Here is a 20147-nt window from a genome sequence, read left to right as displayed (position 1 = left end):
CACGCCGCGCGGTACGCGGCGATCCACCCGGCCGGTGGACCGACGGGCGGATCAGGGGCGCGCGTTGAGCTCCGCGACGACGGAGGCGGGCGTGTGGCCGCTCCCGTCCGACAGCCGGTGGAAGTCGACGGACACGAAGTTCGGATCACGGCCCCCGGTGGCCGACCGGCACTGGTCGGCGATGCGGTTGCGCAGCTTGGCGCCGTTGTCCAGGGCCGCCGTGAGGACGGTGGGCACGTTGCGGTGATGGCTCATCGTGAACAGGCGCCGGAATCCCGGTTCCTGACGGTCCAGCGGTACGTCGGCCCAGCGGGTGACGCACGAGAGGTCGTTGCCCAGGTCCCCGAGGCTCCAGTAGTTGCTCACGGTCCAGGACTTGTCGTACATGACGCCCAGGTGCTCCCGGTCGGACCGGTCGGAGAAGATCAGCAACCGCTTGCCGGACGTGACGAGATCGGCGACCTTGGGCCAGCCGTGCTCCCGTACGCCCCACTCGTCGGCCCGGAAGAGCATGTTCTGCAGCCCGCCGACGCGGCCGAGGGACGCCTGTAGCTGGTCGGCGCCGACGTAGTCCTCCAGGAAGACGGTCACCACCTCCTGCGGGTGGGTGGCGAGGAAGTCCACCACGGTCTGCATCGTGCCGTGGAAGGTCTGGCGCGGCAGGGCGTAGGTGGCTCCGGCGAAGGTCTTGCAGTCGCCGTGGCACAGGTACACGTCGCTGGGGTAGCAGTCGCTGCCGAAGCTGATGATGCACAGCCAGGTGCTGCGTTCGTACCAGTGGGTGTCCAGGCTCAGGCCGCGCACGCCGTTGTCGAGCTGGGCGCGTACGGACTCGGACTGGTTCACCGAACTCCAGCGGGAGTCCTCGTAGTTGGTGAAGGCGTTGTGGGTGGTCAGGAAGGCGACCTCGTCGAGCCGCCGGTCGCCCCAGCGGGCGGCCGCGGCGGCGCTCGCCGCGGTGCTCGCGGTGGTGGGCGGGGGCGTGGCGGGCGTGGCAGGCGTGGCCGTGGTCGAGGTCGAGGCGGAGGCCACGGCCGGGGGCGCGGCAGCCGCTGTGGTCACCGTACCCAGGAGGGCCAGCACGAGGAGGCACACCCAGGCGCGCGACCGCATCCGAAACCGCATGTCCATGTCAATCAGCATGGCGCGGAGGATAGCGCGCGGGCCGTCGATCCGCTCCCCTGCGGACACGTACGGCTGACGTCCGGCGCGCAGCGGCCGGCTCGCGCACGGTGCCGAAACGCGGTTTGGTGGAGGCATGGGCGGTTCGTGCCGAGGCGACGGCGTCGGCGGCCGTACCACGCCCCCGACCTGCCGGAGGAGGGCGGAACATGCCCGGACCTGGACCTGGACCTGCACCCGCACCCGCAGCCGGCCCCGGAGTCGCACCCGCAGCCGGACCGGGCGTCACGCGCGGTCGTCGACGGGCACTGCGACCACGGCTCGCTCGGCGCCGCCGCGCGGCGGCCCTCGCCGTGGCGGCGATCTGCTCCTCGATGCTCGTCGCGCCGGACGTTGCCGCGGCCCGGGCGGAGCCGTCGCCCTCGCAGGCCGTTCCCCGGCTGGACTGGAGCCCTTGCAAAGCCGGCAGCCCGTACGACTGCGCCACCGCCGAGGTGCCCCTGGACCACGCGGCCCCCGGCGGCCGCACCATCGACCTGGCCGTCGTCCGCCGCAAGGCCGCCGACCCCGCCCGGCGCGTGGGCACGCTGTTCGTCAACCCCGGCGGTCCCGGTGGCCCCGGTACCGTGCAGGTGCCGCAGAACTACGACTCCTTCCCCAAGGAGCTGCGGGAACGGTTCGACATCGTCAGTTGGGACCCCAGAGGCATCGGCAACAGCACCGCGGTGAACTGCTTCGACACTCCTGAGGAGGCCCGGACCTGGGGCGCGGACAAACCGGTCGGCTTCCCGGTGGGCGACAAGGAGCGCACCACCTGGATCGACGCCTACGAGGACCTCGGTCGCCGCTGCGAGAAGCGCGATCCGGACCTCCTGCGCCACGTGTCGACGACCGACACCGCCCAGGACCTCGACCTGCTCCGCCGGGCGGTGGGGGAGCAGCAGCTCAACTACCTCGGCGTCTCCTACGGAACCATCCTGGGCGCCACCTACGCCAATCTCTTCCCGGACAAGGTCCGGGCCATGGTGCTCGACAGCAACATCGACCCGCTGGCCTGGACGAACAACGCCTCGCCGAACGAACCCCGCACCACGACCCTCCTGCGCATGGGCTCGGACCGCACGGCGGCGGCGACCATCGACAAGTTCCTCGATCTGTGCGGATCCGCCGGTACCGCCCGCTGCGCCTTCTCGGCCGGCAGCCCCGAAGCCACCCGCGACAAGTTCGACCAGCTGACGCGACGGCTGCGCGAGCACCCCGTGGGCCCGTGGACGTACGCCGCCACGGTCGCCGACACCGTGAGCAGCCTCTACATCGTGAAGCCGGGCTGGACCGACCTCGCCGCCCGGCTGCAGGACCTCTGGCTGGGCCGCACTCCGAAGCCGCCCCAGTACCCGCCCCCGCCCCCGGTCGCGAACCCGAATCCGTACCTGGGTGAGGAACAGGCGGCGGCCGTGTGGTGCGCCGACAGTCCCAACCCGCGCGACCCGGCCGTCTACCAGGGTCTGGCGGAGGGCAGTGCCCGGCGCGCGGGCGACGCCGGTCGCTACTGGTCCTGGTCCGGTGAGCCGTGCGCGACCTGGCCGGCCCGGTCCGCCAACCGGTACGAAGGCCCGTGGAACAAGCCCACGGCGCACCCCGTCCTGGTGGTGGGCACCACGTACGACCCCTCGACGCCGCACTCGGACGCCCAGGCCATGGCCGAGGAACTGGCGGACGCGCGGCTGCTCACGAACAACGGGTACGGCCACACCGCGCTCTTCAACAACTCCAGCACCTGCATCAACAACTACGAGAGCCGCTACTTCGTCGACGGCACCCTCCCGCCGCCCGGCACGGTCTGCCAGCCGGACCGGCTGCCCTTCTCCTGACGTGCCCCGCGCGCGGGTCACGGGACGAGGACGACCTTCCCGGCGACCGTGCCCGACTCGGCCAGGCGCATCGCCTCGGCGGCGCGGGCCAGCGGGATCCGGGCCGCCACCTGGGCGGTGATCTCACCGTGCTGCAGGGCCGTGAACACCTGGGTGAGGTCGGAGCGCAGGCGGGCCCGGAAACGGCCCTTGGCGTAGGCGCGGCCGGCCCACACGTTGAAGAAGTACGCGCGGCGGCCGTTGGGCAGCGCGTTCCACACCCACACCCGGCCCAGCAGCTTGAGCACCGGCCACGAGCCGGAGCCCTCGTCGTCGCGGGTGGCGGCGCTGCCGTACGAGACGAGCGTGCCGCCGGGGGCCAGCAGCCGCCAGGATTCGAGGATGCCGTCGCCGCCGACGTGATCGAACACCGCGTCCACGCCGCCGGGCGCGAGGACCCGTACATGGGCCGGGACATTGCCGGACCGGTAGTCGATGGGGGTGACCCCGAGAGCGCGGAGCGCGTCGTGGTGGCGGGTGGAGGCCGTGCCGATCACCCGGGCGCCCGCGGCCAGCGCCAGCTGGACCAGGATCGAGCCGACGCCGCCGTTGGCGCCGTGGACGAGGACGGTCTGACCGGCGCGCACCCGGGCCTTGCGGTGGAGCATCTGCCAGGCGGTGATGCCGTTGACGACGGCGGTCTCCGCGTCCACCGCGCTGACGCCGTCGGGTACCTCCACCACGTCGGCCGCGGTGAGCGCGACGTGGCTCGCCCAGCCTCCGGTCTTCGTGAGGGCGGCGACCCGCCGGCCGAGCAGCGCGGTGCTGACGCCCGCACCCACGGCCGACACCGTGCCGACCAGGTCGTATCCGGGGACGAAGGGGAACGGCGGCTGGTCGTAGTACCGGCCGCGCCGCATCTGCTGCTCGGCGAAGGACACGCCCGTGGCCTCCATGGCGACGACCACTTGGCCGGCCGCCGGTACCGGGACGGGACCGCGGTGGAACTGCAGGCCCTCCGGCTCGACCTTGCCCGGCAGAACGACCTCGACCCGCTCGACGGTGTTCGTCATCATGACCTCCATTGAGTTTCTGCTTCTCGCGTTCGTTAGAACCTGTAACGAGAATGAAGGGCGATCCCCCTCGTGTCAAGAGATGACTTCTTGAATCGCGAGTAGGTGTGCCGATGGTGATAGCCTCTAACTCATCTGGTGAGCAAGAGCGAGCGGTGCGAGAGGGAGGCGGGCATGGTGGGCGGTACGAAGACCCCCCGGGAGCGGTACCGGGAGCAGGTGCGCGAGGAGGTCAAGGAGAAGGCCTGGCAGCAGATCGCGGGCTCCGGCGCCTCGGCGCTCTCCCTCAACGCGATCGCCAAGCAGATGGGCATGAGCGGACCGGCGCTGTACCGGTACTTCGCCAACCGTGACGAGCTGATCACCGAGCTCATCCGCGAGGCCTACCGCGGTCTCGCCGACGCCTTCATCGCCGCCGCTGCGGCCGCCACCGCCGATTCATCCTCCTCCGGCCGCGGCGACGGCGACGAGGCGGGCGTGGGCGGACCGGACCTCGCCGGCCTGGCCCATGTGCTGCGCCGCTGGGCCCTGGCGGACCCGCACCGCTACTTCCTCATCTACGGCACCCCGGTGCCCGGTTACCACGCGCCGCCGGACATCACCGCGATCGCCTCGGAACTGATGTCCGTCCTGCTGGACGCCTGCTCCGCCGCCCCGGCCGAGGGGCCGCACGCCTTCGAGGATCACCTGGCCACCCACCGCGCTTGGGCCGACAGCCACCCGGACGCCCCGCCGGCCGCGCTACGGCAGGCCCTGGCCTTCTGGAGTCGGCTGCACGGGGTCCTGTCCCTGGAACTGGCGGGCCACTTCACCGGCATGGGCCTGGACCCGGCCCTGTTCTTCCAGGCGGAGGTGGACGCCCTCACCGGTGGGCCGACCGCCTGACGGTCGGCCCATCGATGAAGCCGCCTCAGAGGCCGGTGACCTTGGCGCTCGCCGACAACTCGTAGACCAGGGTGACCGTCCGCCGGCCGCCCGGTGCGAGCGCCACGTCCCAGCGGGCGATGCCCTCGGAGTCGACCGCGTCCGGCGCCGGCGAGCAGGCCTCCTTGCGTAGGCGCACCTCCACCGCCGAGACCTCCGAGACCGGGATCCGCTCGCGGAGGACGACCACCCGTTCGCCCTGGTCCCCGGGGGCGGAGAAGCGGGACAGGTGCAGCCGGACCGTGCGGGTGATCACCGTCCGCTGGCTGAATCCGGCCGAGTCACGGGACTCCTCGGCGTACCGGACCACGCGGTGGTCGTCACAGCTGCCGAAGGCGAGCTCGACCGGGGCCCCCGGGGCGGTGAATTCCACCGTGCCGCGGCCGCCGAACCCGCTGCCACGGACCAGATCCACGGGTCCGGCCAGCAGTGCGTGACCGGACCGGTTCTCGAACGACACCACCCGGGTGACCAGCCCAGACAGCTCGGGGGAGCAGGCGTACTCGCTGCGCGCGGCCGTGCTGAAGGCGGAGAGCGGCACCCGGTGCGCGCGACCGTCCCCGCGTACGGAGACCGGTACGGGGGAGTGCAGCACCCGCGCCTCGCCCCCGTCGTCCACCCCGGGCAGGCCCAGCACCTGTGCCGCCGGACCGAGGTCCCCGATCTCCTCCTCGCGCAGTTCGACGTCGACCGTGCGCCGCTCCGCCGCCGTGCGATCACCCAGCGTCAGGCGGTCCTCGCCCAGCCGTGGCGGCTCGGTGGCCAGCGCCGACCGGGCCGTCGACAGGGTCAGACGTACGTCGGACCAGTCCTCGCCGGTGCGCTGCCAGACCATCGCGTCCGTCTCCAGCGTCAGCGCGTCCCCGTTCAGCACGGCCCGGTAGGCGGGCCGCCACAGCGCGCACGGGACGAGGTGGCTCAGACGCAGCCGGGCCGGACCGGCGGCCGCACTGTCCACGGTCAGCTCGATATGGCCGACCAACTCGGCCGGCTCGGTCTCCGAGTGGTCCATGGCCTGGCGGGTCTCGCCGAGTTCGCCCGCGAGGGCGGTCAAGCGGGCCTCCACGGTCCGCAGTTGCTCACCGTACGTATCGCGCTCGCCGTCCACCCGGTCCAACTCGGCCGCCCAGCGGGGCCCGTCGGACTCCCCGGAGCCGGCACCTTCGCCGATCTCCCGCAGCAGATCGGCGGCGAGCCGGCCGAGCAGGTCGAGCCGGGCGTGCAACCGATCGCGCCGCTGCCCGAGGGCGAGTTGCTCCTCCTCGAGGGCGTGCACGCGCCGGCGCAGGGCGGAGTCCTCCTCGGCGGACGGCAACGGTCCGCGCGGTTCCCAGCTACGGACGATGCGTACGTCGAGCACGGTGGTCCGGTGTTCGGCGGCCAGCTCGGCGTGCAGGGTGCGGTCGACGGCCAGCGCGCTGACCGGACCGAGCCGCAGTCGCTGGACCCCCTCCGCCAGGTCGAGTTCGGCGGAGCGCTCGATGTGGGCGCGGTCCTCCAGACAGGTGACGGCGGTGACGGGCAGGGCGATCGGCTTCGGGGCCTTGGGCATGGACATGGTGGGCGTCAGCTCCTGCGGTTTCCGCCGACCACGGCCTTGCCGGCCGGGATACGGATCTCGTAGCCGCCGTCGAAGGCGGTGGTCCCCCCGGCGGGCAGCTCCACCCGCCAGACGCGGGTGCCCGGGGCGTGGTGTTCCGGCCCGGCACCGTCCTCCGGCGTCGTCCAGTCGGCGCGTTCCTCGATCCGCACGTCGGGATCGGAGGTCACGGGCACCCGCTCGTGGACCTCGACGGTGACCGGCCCGGCGAGCCGGTTGGCCAGTTCCACGTGGACCTGGTGGTCGAGCACGGTGGTGTTGTTGCGCAGGCCCGAGGTCGACTCGCGCAGGTTCGTACGACGCGTGACCCGGACCCCCTCGGCGGGCCCGAGCCCCACCCGGCGGACTCCGCCGGGGGCGAGCGTGGGCAGCGCGGCGGTCAACAGGAAGTCCTCGTCGACGGTGACCTCCACCGGGCCGGCCAGCAGGGCCTGGTCGGTGGCGTTGGAGAGCACCAGCGTCGCGTACACGGTCTGCTCCACGGACGGCACACAGACGTACTCGGTGCGCAGACCGACCGGGATCTCCCCGACGGTGACGGTGTGCCAGGTGCCGTCCGACGGAATGTCGGCGCGGGCGGCGGCGTCGAAGCGGTGGTCGAAGGACCCCGCCGACTCGCGGGGCCAGACGGCGTGCCCGGGCAGCGGCAGCCCGCCCACCGCCTCGGCGCGGCGACGGTGTTCGGCCGCCACCGGGTCGGCGGGGGAGTCGGCGAACAACCGGCCCCTACGACCGCCGTGCTCGTCGGGGCCGCACAGGACGAGCGCGGCGTAGTCGAGCTCGGCGCCGCTCGGCCGGGGCGGACCAGCCACCGGTTCCGGCGCCGGAGCCGACGCGGGGGCCGGGGGAGCGGCCCGACCGGGAGCCGCGGGGGCTGCGGGAGCGGGGGCCCCGCCGAAGCCCATGCCGCCGCCCCGCGGTCCGCCTGCCGCCCGCGGGCGGGCCGGCTGCGCGAAGGAGGGCAGCGCGCCGCCGATGCCGTCCGGGGCGGCGCCGTACACGCCGCCGGGCACCGGGAGCGCGCCGTAACCCTGCGGTGCGGGCGCGGCGGCGGCGGCCGGGGCGGGTGGCGGCGGCGGGGGCAGGGGCGGCGGTACGGGGCCGGGCGCGGAGCCGACCCTGAGGGCCGGAGGTACGACGGTCGGGGTCGGGCGGCGGGAGCCGGCCGCCTCGTAGCCGGCGAACAGGTCGGCGAGACCCGCCGGGGGCTCGCGCCAGCCGGACGGCGCGGGGGCGGGCTGCCGGCGGCCGATCCGGACCGAACGCAGCTTCGGCAGGTCCGTGCGGCGCCGCAGGTCGGCGGTGGCCAGGGCGATGCGCACACCGGTCCAGTCCTCGCCGGTCCGCTGGGCGACCGAGGCGCGCAGCACCAGACGGCCGTCGCCCTCGCCCTGACGGTGCGTGAGCCGGTAGGTCGGAACCCAGACGGCGCCCGGAACCCCGTACTCCAACTCCAGCTCGACCTCCCGGTCGCCTTCCCCGTCGCCCGTCCCGTCACCCTCCGCGACCCCGGTGGTGTCCAGGGTCAGGAGCGCCGAGACCGTGGTCCGCACATGCGCAGGCGGAGCGTCCGTGGAAGCGCGGGCGAGCCGGTCCGCGGCGACGCCGAGCTCGTGCTCGACGAGACGCAGTGCGTCCTCCAGCTCGACGAGGCGGGCGTGCAACCCGGTCAGCCGGGTTTCCGTGAAGTCGGCGAGCTCCAACCACGCGTCCACCGCGGTGCGACGGTGCGGGGCCTCCGGGTCAGGGGCCGGGGCCACCGGCCGCACGGCCCTGACCTCCTCGATCAGCACTCGTTGCCGATCCCGGCGGCCCTGCGCAGCCGCGTGCTCGTCGTGCAGACGTTCGACCTCGCGCCGCAGTGTGTCGGGTGCGCCGGCGCCGCGCGGCTCGGCCTCGACCTCCACCCGGGCCTCGGTCACCCGCACCCCGGGCGCGCCCAGCACACTCGCCCGCAGCGAGCCCGGGTCCAGCGAACGGGGCAGTCCCGTCACGCGCACCCGCCCGTCCGCCGGCATGCTGCCCCGGACCAGTCGGCGGCAGAGCGCGCCCTGCGCGTACACCACGACCGAATCAAGGGTCGAACCCCACCGCTGTGCTTGCTCCGCCGTCATGTACCCCGCCCCCCGCTGCGTCCGTGCCGATCGAAGCCTACGCCCGCGCGGTGCGCGCGTCCGGGCGGAGTCCCGATGTCGGTGGCCTGTCGTACGGTCAGGGTGTGTGCACGCCCGACGAAGTCCGTGAAATCGCCCTCGCCCTCCCGGAGACGACCGAGAAGGAAGCCTGGGCCATGCCCACCTTCCGGGTCGCCGGGAAGATGTTCCTGACCCTGCCCGACGACGAGACGTCGCTGGCCGTCCGCTGCCCGAAGGAGGAACGCGACGAGCTGGTCCGAGCCGAGCCCGAGAAGTTCTGGGTCGCCGACCACGAGGCGTCCTTCGCCTGGGTGAGGGCGCGCCTCTCGGCCCTCGACGACACCGACGAGCTCCGGGCCATCGTCGTCGACTCCTGGCGTCAGGCGGCGCCGCCCGGTCTGCTGGGGGAGCATCCCGACCTCGCGCCCGAGGGTCCGTCCTGAAGCGCTGAGCGGGGCCACCAGAGGCGCGCCCGAGCCCGTACCGGCGGGGAGGCGGAGGTACGGGCCCGTACTGTCCCGTGCCGGTGCGTGCCGGTGCGTGCCGGTGCGTACGGAGGCGTAGGGGGCGTACGGGCTCGCCGGGACGGTCGGGTGCCGACGGGAGGCGGCATATGGAGAGACCATGGTCAGGTGCGAAACGTACCGGGGCGTGATCAGCAGGCCGACCGGCGTGCGCTGAGAGAGGCACTGGTCGGGGCCTGTGCGGACGCGGGAGCGTCCATCGGCATGCTCTACCTGCCCGACCCCGACCCCACCCGCCGTGTCCTGCACCTGACCCTGACCTCCGGACTCTCCCGCGAGTTCGCCGCCCCCTGGTCGCGGGTGGGTCTGGACGACCCCATCCCGGTGGCCGACGCGGTCCGTGAGGGCCGGCTCGTCTGGCTCGGCGGTCAGGAGGACACGGCCCGCCGCTATCCGCGCCTCGGGCTCGTCCTCCCGTACGACTTCGCGCTCGCCGCCGTCCCCCTCACGGCCGAAGCCGACGATCGGGCACACGAGCCCACCGGAGCCGGTCTGCTGTTCCTGTGGCCGGGCTCGCACGGGCCCGACCTCGACGAGAAGGAAGGCAAGGCCCTGGAAGCGGCCCGTAGCCTCCTGACGACCATCCTGCTGCGCGCCGCCGCCGCCGGCCGGCCGATGCGCCCGAGCCCGTATCCGGTCGTCCTGCGGCCGCTCCCGGCACCCACACCGGGCCCGGCCGAGGCGGCGGCCACGATGGCCTTCGTCCGGCGCCTGCCCGGTGGCAACTGCGCGCTCGACCTGAACGGCACCATCACCTTCATCACCCCGGAGGCGGCCGACCTGCTCGGCGCACCCGTATCCGACCTGCTCGGAGCCTTGCCCTGGGAGGCCCTCCCCTGGATGGACACCCCCGCCATCGAGAACCACTACCGGGCCACCGTGATGAGCCGACTGACCCGCAGCTTCATCGCGGAACGCCCCACCGGACAGCGCGTGTGCTTCGACCTGTACCCGGACAACACCGGCATCAGCGTCCGCATCACCACGGTGAGCGGCCGGCCCTCCGTAGCGGTCCCTGTCCCACCGGCCGGCCCCGAGCAGCCCGCCCCCAGCCGAGCCACCGCGCTGTACCCGCTCATGCTGCTCGCCGTCACCCTCACCGAAGCCGCCCACGCGCAGGACGTCGTGGAGAAGGCCGCGGACCAGATCGTTCCGTCACTGGGAGCCCACGCCCTGGCGCTGCTCGCGGAGCAGGACGGGCGGGTACGGATCGTCGGCCACCGCGGATACTCCGCCGAACACCTGGCGGAGCTCGACGGCACCCCCGTCTCGGCCGACACCGCCATCACTCACATCCTGCACACCGCGACCCCGTTGTTCTTCGGCGACGCGGGCGAGCTCCTGGCCGCCCACCCCGACGCGGTGATCGAGGACGGCATGGCCGCCTGGGCGTTCCTGCCCCTGATCGCCTCCAACCGCCCCATCGGCTCCCTCGTCCTCGCCTACGGACACCCCCGCGTCTTCGCCCCGGGCGAGCGCGCCGTCCTGACCTCGATCGCCGGGCTCATCGCGCAGGCCCTGGACCGCGCCCGCCTCTACGACGCCACCCACCAGCTCGCCCGCAGCCTGCAGACCGGCCTCCTGCCCCACACCCTGCCCCGCGTCCCCGGCCTCGACGTGGCCGCCCGCTACCTCCCCGCCGCGTACGGCCTGGAGATCGGTGGCGACTTCTACGACCTCATCCGCATCGACGACACCACCGTCGCGGCTGCCATCGGCGACGTCCAAGGCCACAACGTGAACGCCGCCGCCCTGATGGGCCAGGTCCGCACCGCCGTCCACGCGGGCGCCGGGGCACCCCCGGAAGAAGTCCTCGCGCGCACCAACCGGCTCGTCACCGACCTGGAACCCGGGCTGTTCACCAGCTGCCTCTACGCCCACATCGACCTCGCCGGCCATACCCTCCGCGTCGCCTCCGCGGGCCACCCGCCGCCCCTGTTGCGCCACCCCGGTGGGGCGACCGAGATGCTGGACCTGCCGACCGGACTCCTGCTGGGCATCGAACCCGGGGCCACGTACACGGCCGTCGAGATCCCCTTCAGCCCCGGAAGCCTCCTCGCCCTCTACACCGACGGGCTCGTCGAAGCCCCCGACCGGGACATCGAGGACGCCATCGGCGCCGTCGAGAGCCTCATCGGCGACGCCCCGGAGCGCCACCCGCTCGGTGAGCTGGCGGACGAACTCATCGAGCACGCCCACCGCGACGGCCCCCGCCCCGACGACATCGCCCTCCTGCTGCTGCGCACCGAGGGCCCGTGACGCCGCGCGATCGCCCACCGCCCTTGAACGACTCGGGTCCTGACGGACAGGGGCTCCACCAGGCCTGGGATGGTCGGGCGGATCGGGTGGACGGATCGAATGGGGGGTGTCGGTTGCCGAAGGTGGTGTGGTCGCCGTTCGAAGCGGGTGCTCTCGTACGCCTGGGTGCGGGTGACGCGGTGGTGTCCGAGCTGAGCGGGCGAGGGCTGCCGGACGACTGCCATCGCATGTTCGTGCGCGACCCGGCTCGGGAGCTGGAAGTCCGCGAACTTCCCGTGGGCAAGGCCGCGTTCCTCGGTGCGTTCGAGGACAGGAGCAACACCTACTGGCTGCTGATCGACAGCGGCGAGGTCTGGATGGTCCACGGTCATGATGACGCCGGGGACCGGCGGTATTCGCCGGTCAACACCTCGGTCGTGGCCCTGCAACAGGTCGTGGCCGTATGGGAGGCGTTCGTCCACTCCGGAAAGAGCGACGAGGACGACGGCTACGAGCACTACATCGAGGACGTGATCGAGCAGGCCCGGCGGAGCGATCCGAGCGTTTTCGAGGACGAAGAAGCCTGGTGGTCACGCGTCTTCGAGGAAGTCGAGCTCGGGGTTCTGGTCCCGGAGGGCGAGTAGGGACGAGGAGGCGAGGGCTCGGCGGTCACGGACGGAGTCACAGCGGGCCGGTCCGGGGCGGAGTGTCGGTGTTTTCAGCCATTTCTTGGCATGGCCCTGACACTGTCCTGACACTTCGAGGCGCCTGTGGGACTCTCCCGGCACGCACTCCGCACACTCTGTGAGGCCCCTACGCCTCGCCCACCCCCACCAGTACGTGGCATGGAGGAGCGAACCATGAGGCACATCACGCACGGCATCCGCATCCCCCGCATCCCCCGCATCCCCCGCATCTCACGCCTCGCCGGTATGGCGACGCTGGTCGTCGCGGCGGCATTCACCGGCACCGGCACCGCCCTCGCGCACAGCGCCGGCGCCTCGGCCGTCGACCAGAAGGTCGACGGCGTGATGGTGGTCGCCGGCAACAGCTGCAGCTGGACCAACGCGAGCACCAGCGCCGTTCCCCCCAACGCCCTCACGGTCGATCGCACGACGATCAACGCACCGGGCGGCAACCTGGCCTGCGGTGGCGGCATCGCCGCCACGCTCAACAACAACCCCGCGTTCACCTTCGACGAGGCCGCCGGCACGGCCCGGACCGATCTGATCGACATCACCGGCAGGCAGAGCTTCATCTCCTGTCGCTACAAGGCGACCGGCATCGTGTGGGACCGCAACACGACGAGCGGGAAGTACGTCAACCGGGCCTTCACGGCCGCCAAGACCTCGGGCAGCTTCCTGTGCCCGGGATCGGTCACGACCCCGGCCGGTGACGCGTCCATGCTGTTCCACTGAACCGCAGGCCCACTCCCGACCGCTCCACTTCCCTCGGGTTCACTCCGGTCCGGACCGGAGTGAACCCCCGGCCCGGCACAGGCCGTCGAGGCGGGCGGGCGAGTGGGCGGCCGGGCGGTCGGGCGGTCGGGCGGATGGGTGAGGTCGACCCCACCCCGTCCGCCCGACCGAGCCGTGAGAATCGGTCCATGACCCGGCTGCTGCACCTCGACCGCACCCTCGACGAACTCGACGGACCTGCCTGGCCACCGCCGCCCTCGCCCACCACCGCCCTGGTCGCGAAGGTCCACGCCCTGTGCCGGGTGCGCCTCGGCGACCTGACCCCGGCCGACCTGCGCACGCTGATCGGCCAAGACGTCGGCCTTCTCTACGTGTTGCCCCTCGCGGTGCGCGCGCTCGTCGAAGACCCCATGCTGGATGCCTACTTCTACCCCGGGGATCTGCTGCTCGCCGTCCTGGCCAGGCCCGAGGGCGCCTGGGCGCTTTTCCCTGACCTTCGGGAGGAGGTGGCGGCCCTCGTCGCGAACCTGTCGGAACAGGACCGGGCCGAGCTCAGGGCCTGTGCACCGAAAGGGTGGAGAGGGTGGACAGGGCAGACAGGGCAGACGGGGTGAAGGGGCTGAACGGCCGGATTCAGGGCTGCTCGGTGCGCGTCTCGGCGAGGGAGTTCAGCAGGGCCGCGCCCCGCTCCGCGTCGTCCACGCTGACCGCGAAGTTCTTGCCCTTGGCCCGGATGACCAGGCATTCGCCGCTCCGCAGCATCACCGTCGTACCCAACCCGCTGAGCCGGTAGCCCCAGCCGCCGACCTGCGCCGGTGTCCGGTTCTCGGTCCGCGCCCACTCGATGTCCGCCGCGTCCCAGTGCCGCACCGGCCATCCGAGAGGCCCGAACGCCACGTCCATACCGCGCTCGGCGACCCGTACCCGCACCGCGGAGCAGGCCAGTACCGCCACCGAGACGAAGAGGAACAGCACGATCAGCAGCCACATCGGCTTCGTCAGGCCGCCGAGCCCGCCGAGCCCGACGAGCAGCGCGGCCAGCGCGGCCACCCCGGCCACGGCCGAGAGGGCGTACAGCCAGGGGTTTTCCGTACAGGCGAGCCACACGCGGCGCTCACCCGCGGGAATGTCCATCCTCGGGCCCTGTCCGGGCGAGGCGGGGGAGACGGGTCGAGCGCTCAGCAGTATTCCCACCAGCCCGGCCGCGCCCGACGCGACCACCGTCACCACGGCCCAGACGGTCACCGAGTCCGCGTCCCGCCAGTCCGCGTGATGGAGGTTCGCCCGCACGATCGAGACCTGCTCCCCGGCCAGCAGCACCCCGCACGACACCAACACGGCCCCCCGCCACCGGCGCGCCGCCCGCCAGAACACTGCACTGACCACGAGCGCGATCCAGACCCCGACCGGTACCATCACGACCGCCCAGAGCGGAAGCGAACCGTTGGGCTCCCCGAAGGCGTTCCAGTGCGTCGCCAGCCGGTCGTCGAACCCCTTGGGTGCCGCCAGCGGCACCACCACGAGGAGTGCGAGGACCCCGGCCGCCCAGGCGGCCATCCCCCACGTGGCCCCCTTGCCCGGCCCCGTTAAGCCACTTGGTCCACGGTCCCCGTGAGCCCCGCGATCCTTACGCCCGCTCATTGCGCCTCCCTGATCATCTCTATGAGATCGGCCCTGCTGTAGCCCAGGCGCGCCCCGTCGGCCACCAGTTCCCGCACCCGCTCGAGCAACGCCGACCGCCCGTCCGCCCCGCCGGCCACGGTCACCCCGCGGCCGCGCCGGAACTCCAGCAGCCCCTCGTCACGCAGCGCGCGCAGCCCCCGTAGGACGGTGTTGGCATTGACGCCCAGCACCTGCGACAACTCCCGTGCGGAGGGCAGTCGGTCACCCGGCCCGCATTCCCCCTCGGCGATCGCGCGCCGAATGGATCCGGCCACCTGCTCGTGCAGGGGGCGGCTGTCCGCGATGTTCAACCTCAGCAACATGGTGATAATGACACTAGCACCATATTGTTCATCCGGTACCCGGTGATGTCCGGTGGCGCCAGGATCGACGGCGCAGAAGAGGAAGGGGTCCTGGCGGTCGAACCGGATGGCGCGAGCTCTCGTGTGAGGGGCATGAACACGCCTTCCGCAGGGCTCCGCGCGAGAGCCTCCGAGTACGCCCTCCTGCCGCTGCGCCTCTTCCTCGGCGTCACCTTCGTCTACGCCGGTCTGGACAAGCTGACCGATCCGGCATTCCTGGCCGCCACCGGCGACGGCTCGATCGGTGAGCAGATGGAAGCGGTGCGGGACGCCGCGGGCATACCCGCGCTGATCGACGTCTCCCTGACCAGGCCCGTCGCCTTCGGTATGGCGATCGCCCTCGGCGAGCTGGCCGTCGGCCTGGGCGCCCTGGCCGGCCTGCTGACCCGGATCGCCGCCCTCGGTGGTGCGCTGATCTCGCTCAGCCTGTGGCTGACCATGAGTTGGTCGACCACCCCGTACTACTTCGGCGCGGACGTGATCTACCTGTTGGCCTGGACCCCGCTGATCCTGGCCGGCGCGCCGGCCCTGTCCCTCGATGCGCTGCTCCATCGGCGGCGGGGCTTCGCCACCCGGGCACCCGCCGACTCCGGCCCGACCCTGACGCCTGTCGGACCCCGCGCGGCTGCCCGGCGTGGGCGGAGCCGGGCTCGGGCGCGGGCCCGGGTCAGTCCGTGATCTGCACCGGAGGCCGCACCGGTATCCGCATCGCCATCCGCACCGCTGTACGCACCGGGCCGTCCGCGTCCGAAAACGACGGAGCCCCCGCTCCACCGGTTCTGGAGAGGGGGCTACGCGTGATCAGGGGGTGATTCAGAGGGCACTCTTCGACGCGTTGTCGACGACGCATTCCTTGTACTCGCTGCCGTCGCCCTTGCCGGTGTACGGCGCGGTGGCTTCGGCCGGCTTGGACGCACCCGCCTTGACCGTGAGGGCGGAGACCTTGGCCGTGGCGGGGGTCGCCGCCGAGGTGGCGCTCCCGCGGAACTTCATGCTGATGTTGTACGTGTAGTCCACCGAGCCGCTGTTGGTGACGGTGATCTTGGCGACGAGGTTCTTGCCCGACGCGTCCATCTTGCATGCGTCGATCTTGATGTCACGCTCGGCCTTGTTGCCGGATCCACCGGTGACCGAGGGGCTGCCCGTGCTGCTGCCCGTGGTGGAGCCGGTGCTGCCGCTCGTGCTGTCGCTGCCTTGGCTGCCGCCGGTGGAGTTGCTGGAACCACTGGAACCCGAGCCGGAACTGTGGCTGCTGCCCCCGCAGCTGCCGCCGTGGGAGCCACGGGCTCCGGTGAGTGCGAAGATTGCGATACCGAAGACGGCTACCGCGCGAACATGGCGAAGCTTCACGTAAACCCCGTTGAAATGTCAGTATGTGAGAGCCCGACTTGATGGGCGCATGACACCCTAACAGCGGACGGGAGTGACGTGATCCATCCGTCCACAACCTGTCCCGCGTGTCGCGCCGCGCGATGACCATCCCGGTTTGGGCTGAGGTGACTTGGGCGCGAACCGGACCTGACGCTTCTTCGGGTGCGCCGTACAGGACTGTAGGGCCGTGCCGTTGGAACCCCCGACCCCGGTGACGTCGACCATCTCGCCCGAAGTCGCCTGCGCGATGCGCCTTTTGACTCCGGCGGCTCGACGCCGCGCCGCACACCCGTTGCAGATGCAGATGTACACGCGCCTCGGTCCGGACTCGTCGTCGACCACCGTCGGGCGAGGGCTCGCCCGGCGCGGCTCAGTTGTCCGGACCGCAGACTGTGCCGTCGGGGCGTTGACGGGAGTACAGGACGATGGCCTCTTGTGAGGTCGACGGTGCGCTGCCGTCGGCCGGAGCGAGGGTGTAGAAGGCGCTGATGGAACCCTGGGAGACCGTATCCAGGACGCCGGCCCACGGGATGGTCCAGCCGACCGAGGTGGTGTCAGCGCTGATGCTCACGACACCCTGGGTCTGCGCGGCCACGATCTGGCCGCTGCCGTCGCTGTGCACGGTGACGTGGAAGGTCACCTCGTCACCGGTTCTGAAAGGTATTCGATCCACCATCAAGAGGACGCCGTTCCATGGCTCCTGCCCGCAGGTGATCCCCCTGGGGGGTTCCTCGTAGGGGAACTCCGGGATGTCGAGCTCGATGGACATGGCGCTACTCGTCGTCGAAGGGCGGGGGCGGCGGAGCGCACTCCCGCTCTGCGAGGACGCGGCGTACGTGCGGCGCAGCAAGCGCCGTCGGCTCCTGATGGGCGGAACGTAACACACCCGTCGCCCCGAACGTCATCGGCGCAGCCGCCCCCACATGTCGACACCGCGCGGCCGGTCGCCGAGCCCCCGCCTGCTTACGGGCCGGCCGCACTGGCCGCCTTGTCGCTGTGGGATGTACGGCCGCCTGCGCACCCGGTACGCGGCGGCGCCGGGGAGCCGCTCACTGACTCTTGCGGATCTCGTCGATCCGCTCTGCCAGCGCCTTCGTCTCCGTGAGCAGCCGCGCGTGCGCCTTCTTCTGTTCCTCGTCGCCCTGGGCCTTGAACGACGCACTGAAGTGGGGTTGGAGTTGGGTCCACCAGCCGTAGTCCAGCATCGCCCACGCCTGCGGGCAGAGGGGGGCGCGGGTCTTGGGGAGATAACCGCTGTCGACCAGGGACTGCTGGTACTTCTTAGGGTCGCTGCCCTCCAGGTAGCACAGGAAGTTGTAGGCGCGCTGCTGGGTGATGGGGTGGTCGCTCGACAATTTCTCCAGCGTTGGCACGCCTTCCTTGCGGGCGATCTCGTCGAAGAGGATCGCGGCGGCCAGCGACGGGCCCGGCCCGACCTCGTTGACGGTGTAGAAGGACGCGTAGCCGTCGGCCGCGTCCTCTTCGAGGCCGAGGTTGGCCAGGAGGAGCTGGCGTTGCAGGGCGTGGCCCATCTCATGGCCGAAGATGAACTCCGTCGACAGTACGGTCAGGTCGTCGGTGTTGTACTCGGACGCGGGGAACGGGGCGGGCCGTTCGACGGTCTTCACGACGTCGGCAAGGGCCTTCTCGATCTCGGTCAGGAACGACGGCGGGATGTAGATCGTCCTGCCGTCGGCCTGGGTCACGGCGTCGGTGACACCGGGCGGCACGTCTGCGGTGACCTTCACGACCATGTCGTGAGGGAGGGTGAGTGATCTGTTCACCCAGTCGGCCGAGCGTTCCAGTACGCGGGAGTCCCGGATGAGTGTCACGGCCTCCCGGTCCTCCGGTTCGACGGTTCCCGTCTCGTAGACGACGGTGACCTTGCTGGAGCGGGCCGCCTGGGGGCGAGGCCCTGTTCCGGGCCCCTGTCCGGTGTTGTGGGTCTCACCGCCGCACCCGGTCACGACGGCCCCGGCCAAGGCCAGCATGCCGGACAGGACGACGCGAGCTGTCTTACTGCTACCGGCGGTGGCGGTGTTCGGCATCCTCGATCGGCTCCCGTCGCGTGTTCCCGTACCGATCCTCCGACCGTCGGGCGGCGACTGCCCGCCGAGCCGCCCGTTCGAGGGACCCCGAAGGACGCCTGTGGCGCCGGCGCGACGGGCGTGGGAGCTCGCGGCAGGCTACGAGGGCAGCCCCTACGGTCCAGTCGGTACGTGCGGGAATGCGGTCAGTTGTCCGATGACGACCCGGCGGACCACGTGGGGAGCGCGGGGCGTGGTGACGGAGCCGCGGACCATGACCCGGCGGCGCCCGAGAACCGCCACTCGGCAGAGGCACGCCGGAGCGTGCGTACCTTGGCGACCGGCCACCTTGTCCTTCTCGCGTACGCCGCGGAACCGGCGGGCCCCTGGGACGGTGAGACGGTCGCGCACGCGCATATCGCAGCCGGGCCGGCCCGGCTCGGGCCTTGGCCCTTGCCGCCGTGGCGGCACTGCCCACGTGGGCGTGCGTGAAGCGGAGTGGCTGCGCGGGTGCCGGTTCCACCCCGCCGGTGCCGTGGGCTGCGCCTGCCCCTTCTTGCATGTGGGCTCTGAATCTCCCGCAGGGTCGATCCTGGTGGTTCCCCGAGGATCGAGGAGGGAGGAGACGCTGCTCGGCCGCCTCTTCCGGATCTTGACGTCCGGGTCCGTGCGGTCCAGTGCAGTGCAGCGCAAGGCGGAAGGGTTCCCTGGTGCGGGAGGGACGCTACCGGGGAGCTCGGAGAATGCCGGCAGGTGCGGTGCCGGGCCTGACACCGCACCTCGCGGGCTGGGGAGAGACACCTCACCGGAAGCCCGGGCCCGGACGCCAAGATCCGAAAGCAACACGCGCCGGCCCGGCGGGGCGGACGTGCCGTGGTGGGGGCCGGTGGGGCCACGCGGTTGCACGTCCGCCCAGGGGTGCGTCACCCGTCCGAGGTCTCTTCGTCCTCCCAGCGCAGCAGGTCGCCCGGCTGGCACGCGAGCACCTCGCACAGCGCGGCGAGCGTCGCGAAGCGCACCGCCTTGGCGCGGCCGTTCTTGAGTACGGCCAGGTTGGCGGGGGTGATGCCCACGCGGTCCGCGAGCTCGCCCACGGACATCTTCCGCCTGGCCAGCATCACGTCGATGTCGACGGCGATCGGCATCAGATGACCTCGTCCAACTCGGCCTGCATCCGGGTGGCTTCGCTGTCACGCGCGACGGCCTGTGCGAGCAGCATCCGTAGCACGAGCACGATGAGCGCGACGCCCAGGATGGCCAAGCCGATGCCACCCATGATGACGGTGACGCCCGGATCCTCCCGCTGGCCCGGCGCGTTGATGGCCGTGACCACGAACCAGAGGAGGGCGGCCGCCACGATCGCGCCGATCACCACGTCCACGTACCGGAACGCGGTGTGGGAGAAGACGGTCCCGCGTCGCACCATCGTCACCAGCCGCCATACGCAGACCAGGGCGGCCTGAGCCGCCACCATGCCCAGGGCCACGATCACCCGCAGCGGGGTCAGCGGCACGGACCCGTCCTCCGGGTCGTTCCCGCTGATCAACGTCCACACCATTCCCACCTGCACGCACACGGTGCCGGCGAGCACCACCGCGAGCACGGCACGCAACGCATGCACTGCCAGCTTTCCCATGACCCACCCTTCCATCGATTTACAATCGGAATCTATCGATTTTCGATAGGTGTGGCAAGTGTTGGAACGGATGAAGCGCAGCGCCTTTCGCACCGCGATGTGACGTCGCGCATGGCCGCACTGCGGCCGGTGCGACACGGAGGACCGGGAACAGCAGCGCCGCTCTCAGAACGGCGGGGCTGAGCTTCGTCGACCGGGTGCGACG

At 71.9% G+C, this 20147-nt stretch carries 18 protein-coding genes and 1 pseudogene; 8 read left to right on the top strand and 11 right to left on the bottom strand.

The window, feature by feature from the left end; all coding sequences use genetic code 11:
* Positions 1–51 precede the first annotated feature (51 nt).
* Positions 52–1143 (bottom strand): PI-PLC domain-containing protein, encoded by a 1092-nt coding sequence (locus BCL76_RS39250; RefSeq protein WP_181382821.1) that lies wholly within the window; start codon positions 1141–1143, stop codon positions 52–54.
* 332 nt (positions 1144–1475) lie between these two features.
* On the opposite strand from BCL76_RS39250, the gene BCL76_RS32320 reads away from it, so the two are divergent.
* On the top strand, positions 1476–2993 hold the full coding sequence (locus tag BCL76_RS32320; protein WP_258310027.1) for an alpha/beta hydrolase: 1518 nt from the start codon (positions 1476–1478) through the stop codon (positions 2991–2993).
* 17 nt (positions 2994–3010) lie between these two features.
* On the opposite strand, the gene BCL76_RS32315 is transcribed toward BCL76_RS32320, so the two are convergent.
* The gene (locus BCL76_RS32315; RefSeq protein ID WP_109782896.1) at positions 3011–4057 is read right to left on the bottom strand and encodes a medium chain dehydrogenase/reductase family protein; all 1047 of its coding nucleotides are present in this window, start codon (positions 4055–4057) and stop codon (positions 3011–3013) included.
* 162 nt (positions 4058–4219) lie between these two features.
* Here BCL76_RS32315 and BCL76_RS32310 point away from each other — a divergent pair, with 162 nt between their 5' ends.
* Complete coding sequence (locus tag BCL76_RS32310; RefSeq protein WP_109782895.1) at positions 4220–4930, top strand: TetR/AcrR family transcriptional regulator; 711 nt, start codon at positions 4220–4222, stop codon at positions 4928–4930.
* 25 nt (positions 4931–4955) lie between these two features.
* On the opposite strand, the gene BCL76_RS32305 is transcribed toward BCL76_RS32310, so the two are convergent.
* Together BCL76_RS32305 and BCL76_RS32300 are read right to left on the bottom strand one after the other, a co-directional pair.
* Positions 4956–6521, bottom strand: coding sequence for a mucoidy inhibitor MuiA family protein (locus tag BCL76_RS32305; protein ID WP_109782949.1), 1566 nt, complete (start codon positions 6519–6521; stop codon positions 4956–4958).
* Positions 6522–6535: 14 nt separating this feature from the next.
* Positions 6536–8683: a DUF4139 domain-containing protein gene (locus BCL76_RS32300; RefSeq protein ID WP_109782894.1), complete on the bottom strand. Its 2148-nt coding sequence runs from the start codon at positions 8681–8683 to the stop codon at positions 6536–6538.
* 104 nt (positions 8684–8787) lie between these two features.
* Here BCL76_RS32300 and BCL76_RS32295 point away from each other — a divergent pair, with 104 nt between their 5' ends.
* From BCL76_RS32295 to BCL76_RS32275, 5 genes are all read left to right on the top strand, one after another.
* Positions 8788–9147, top strand: a complete 360-nt coding sequence (locus tag BCL76_RS32295; RefSeq protein ID WP_109782948.1) for an MmcQ/YjbR family DNA-binding protein — start codon at positions 8788–8790, stop codon at positions 9145–9147.
* Between the two features lie 189 nt (positions 9148–9336).
* Positions 9337–11487, top strand: coding sequence for a SpoIIE family protein phosphatase (locus BCL76_RS32290; protein WP_146228468.1), 2151 nt, complete (start codon positions 9337–9339; stop codon positions 11485–11487).
* Positions 11488–11609: 122 nt separating this feature from the next.
* On the top strand, positions 11610–12110 hold the full coding sequence (locus BCL76_RS32285; protein ID WP_258310034.1) for an SUKH-4 family immunity protein: 501 nt from the start codon (positions 11610–11612) through the stop codon (positions 12108–12110).
* A 216-nt stretch (positions 12111–12326) separates the two neighbouring features.
* Positions 12327–12884 (top strand): hypothetical protein, encoded by a 558-nt coding sequence (locus BCL76_RS32280; protein WP_258310026.1) that lies wholly within the window; start codon positions 12327–12329, stop codon positions 12882–12884.
* 188 nt (positions 12885–13072) lie between these two features.
* Positions 13073–13498: a contact-dependent growth inhibition system immunity protein gene (locus BCL76_RS32275; RefSeq protein WP_109782891.1), complete on the top strand. Its 426-nt coding sequence runs from the start codon at positions 13073–13075 to the stop codon at positions 13496–13498.
* A gap of 19 nt (positions 13499–13517) precedes the next feature.
* On the opposite strand, the gene BCL76_RS32270 is transcribed toward BCL76_RS32275, so the two are convergent.
* On the bottom strand, positions 13518–14441 hold the full coding sequence (locus BCL76_RS32270; RefSeq protein ID WP_109782890.1) for a DUF1648 domain-containing protein: 924 nt from the start codon (positions 14439–14441) through the stop codon (positions 13518–13520).
* Positions 14442–14521: 80 nt separating this feature from the next.
* On the bottom strand, positions 14522–14869 hold the full coding sequence (locus tag BCL76_RS32265; protein WP_109782889.1) for a GntR family transcriptional regulator: 348 nt from the start codon (positions 14867–14869) through the stop codon (positions 14522–14524).
* 132 nt (positions 14870–15001) lie between these two features.
* Between BCL76_RS32265 and BCL76_RS32260 the strand changes: the two are divergent.
* Positions 15002–15469 (top strand): annotated as a pseudogene (locus BCL76_RS32260) (DoxX family protein); the annotation flags it as partial.
* 252 nt (positions 15470–15721) lie between these two features.
* Here BCL76_RS32260 and BCL76_RS32255 read toward each other — a convergent pair.
* From BCL76_RS32255 to BCL76_RS32235, 5 genes are all read right to left on the bottom strand, one after another.
* Entirely contained in the window at positions 15722–16258 is a 537-nt protein-coding gene (locus BCL76_RS32255; RefSeq protein ID WP_109782887.1) for a hypothetical protein, read from the bottom strand.
* Between the two features lie 391 nt (positions 16259–16649).
* A complete protein-coding gene (locus tag BCL76_RS32250) occupies positions 16650–17048 on the bottom strand; it encodes a hypothetical protein (protein ID WP_146228467.1) in 399 nt (132 codons plus the stop codon).
* 280 nt (positions 17049–17328) lie between these two features.
* Positions 17329–18327 carry a DUF4344 domain-containing metallopeptidase gene (locus tag BCL76_RS32245; protein ID WP_258310025.1) on the bottom strand — a complete coding sequence of 333 codons (999 nt, stop codon included), beginning with the start codon at positions 18325–18327 and terminating at the stop codon, positions 17329–17331.
* 902 nt (positions 18328–19229) lie between these two features.
* On the bottom strand, positions 19230–19451 hold the full coding sequence (locus BCL76_RS32240; RefSeq protein ID WP_109782885.1) for a helix-turn-helix domain-containing protein: 222 nt from the start codon (positions 19449–19451) through the stop codon (positions 19230–19232).
* Positions 19451–19942 (bottom strand): DUF2975 domain-containing protein, encoded by a 492-nt coding sequence (locus BCL76_RS32235; RefSeq protein WP_109782884.1) that lies wholly within the window; start codon positions 19940–19942, stop codon positions 19451–19453. The genes BCL76_RS32240 and BCL76_RS32235 overlap by 1 nt, the downstream gene beginning before the upstream one ends.
* Positions 19943–20147: the final 205 nt, after the last annotated feature.

Source organism: Streptomyces sp. CG 926, assembly GCF_003148825.1.
GTDB lineage: Bacteria > Actinomycetota > Actinomycetes > Streptomycetales > Streptomycetaceae > Streptomyces.
This window is presented reverse-complemented; position numbering and strand designations above follow the sequence as displayed.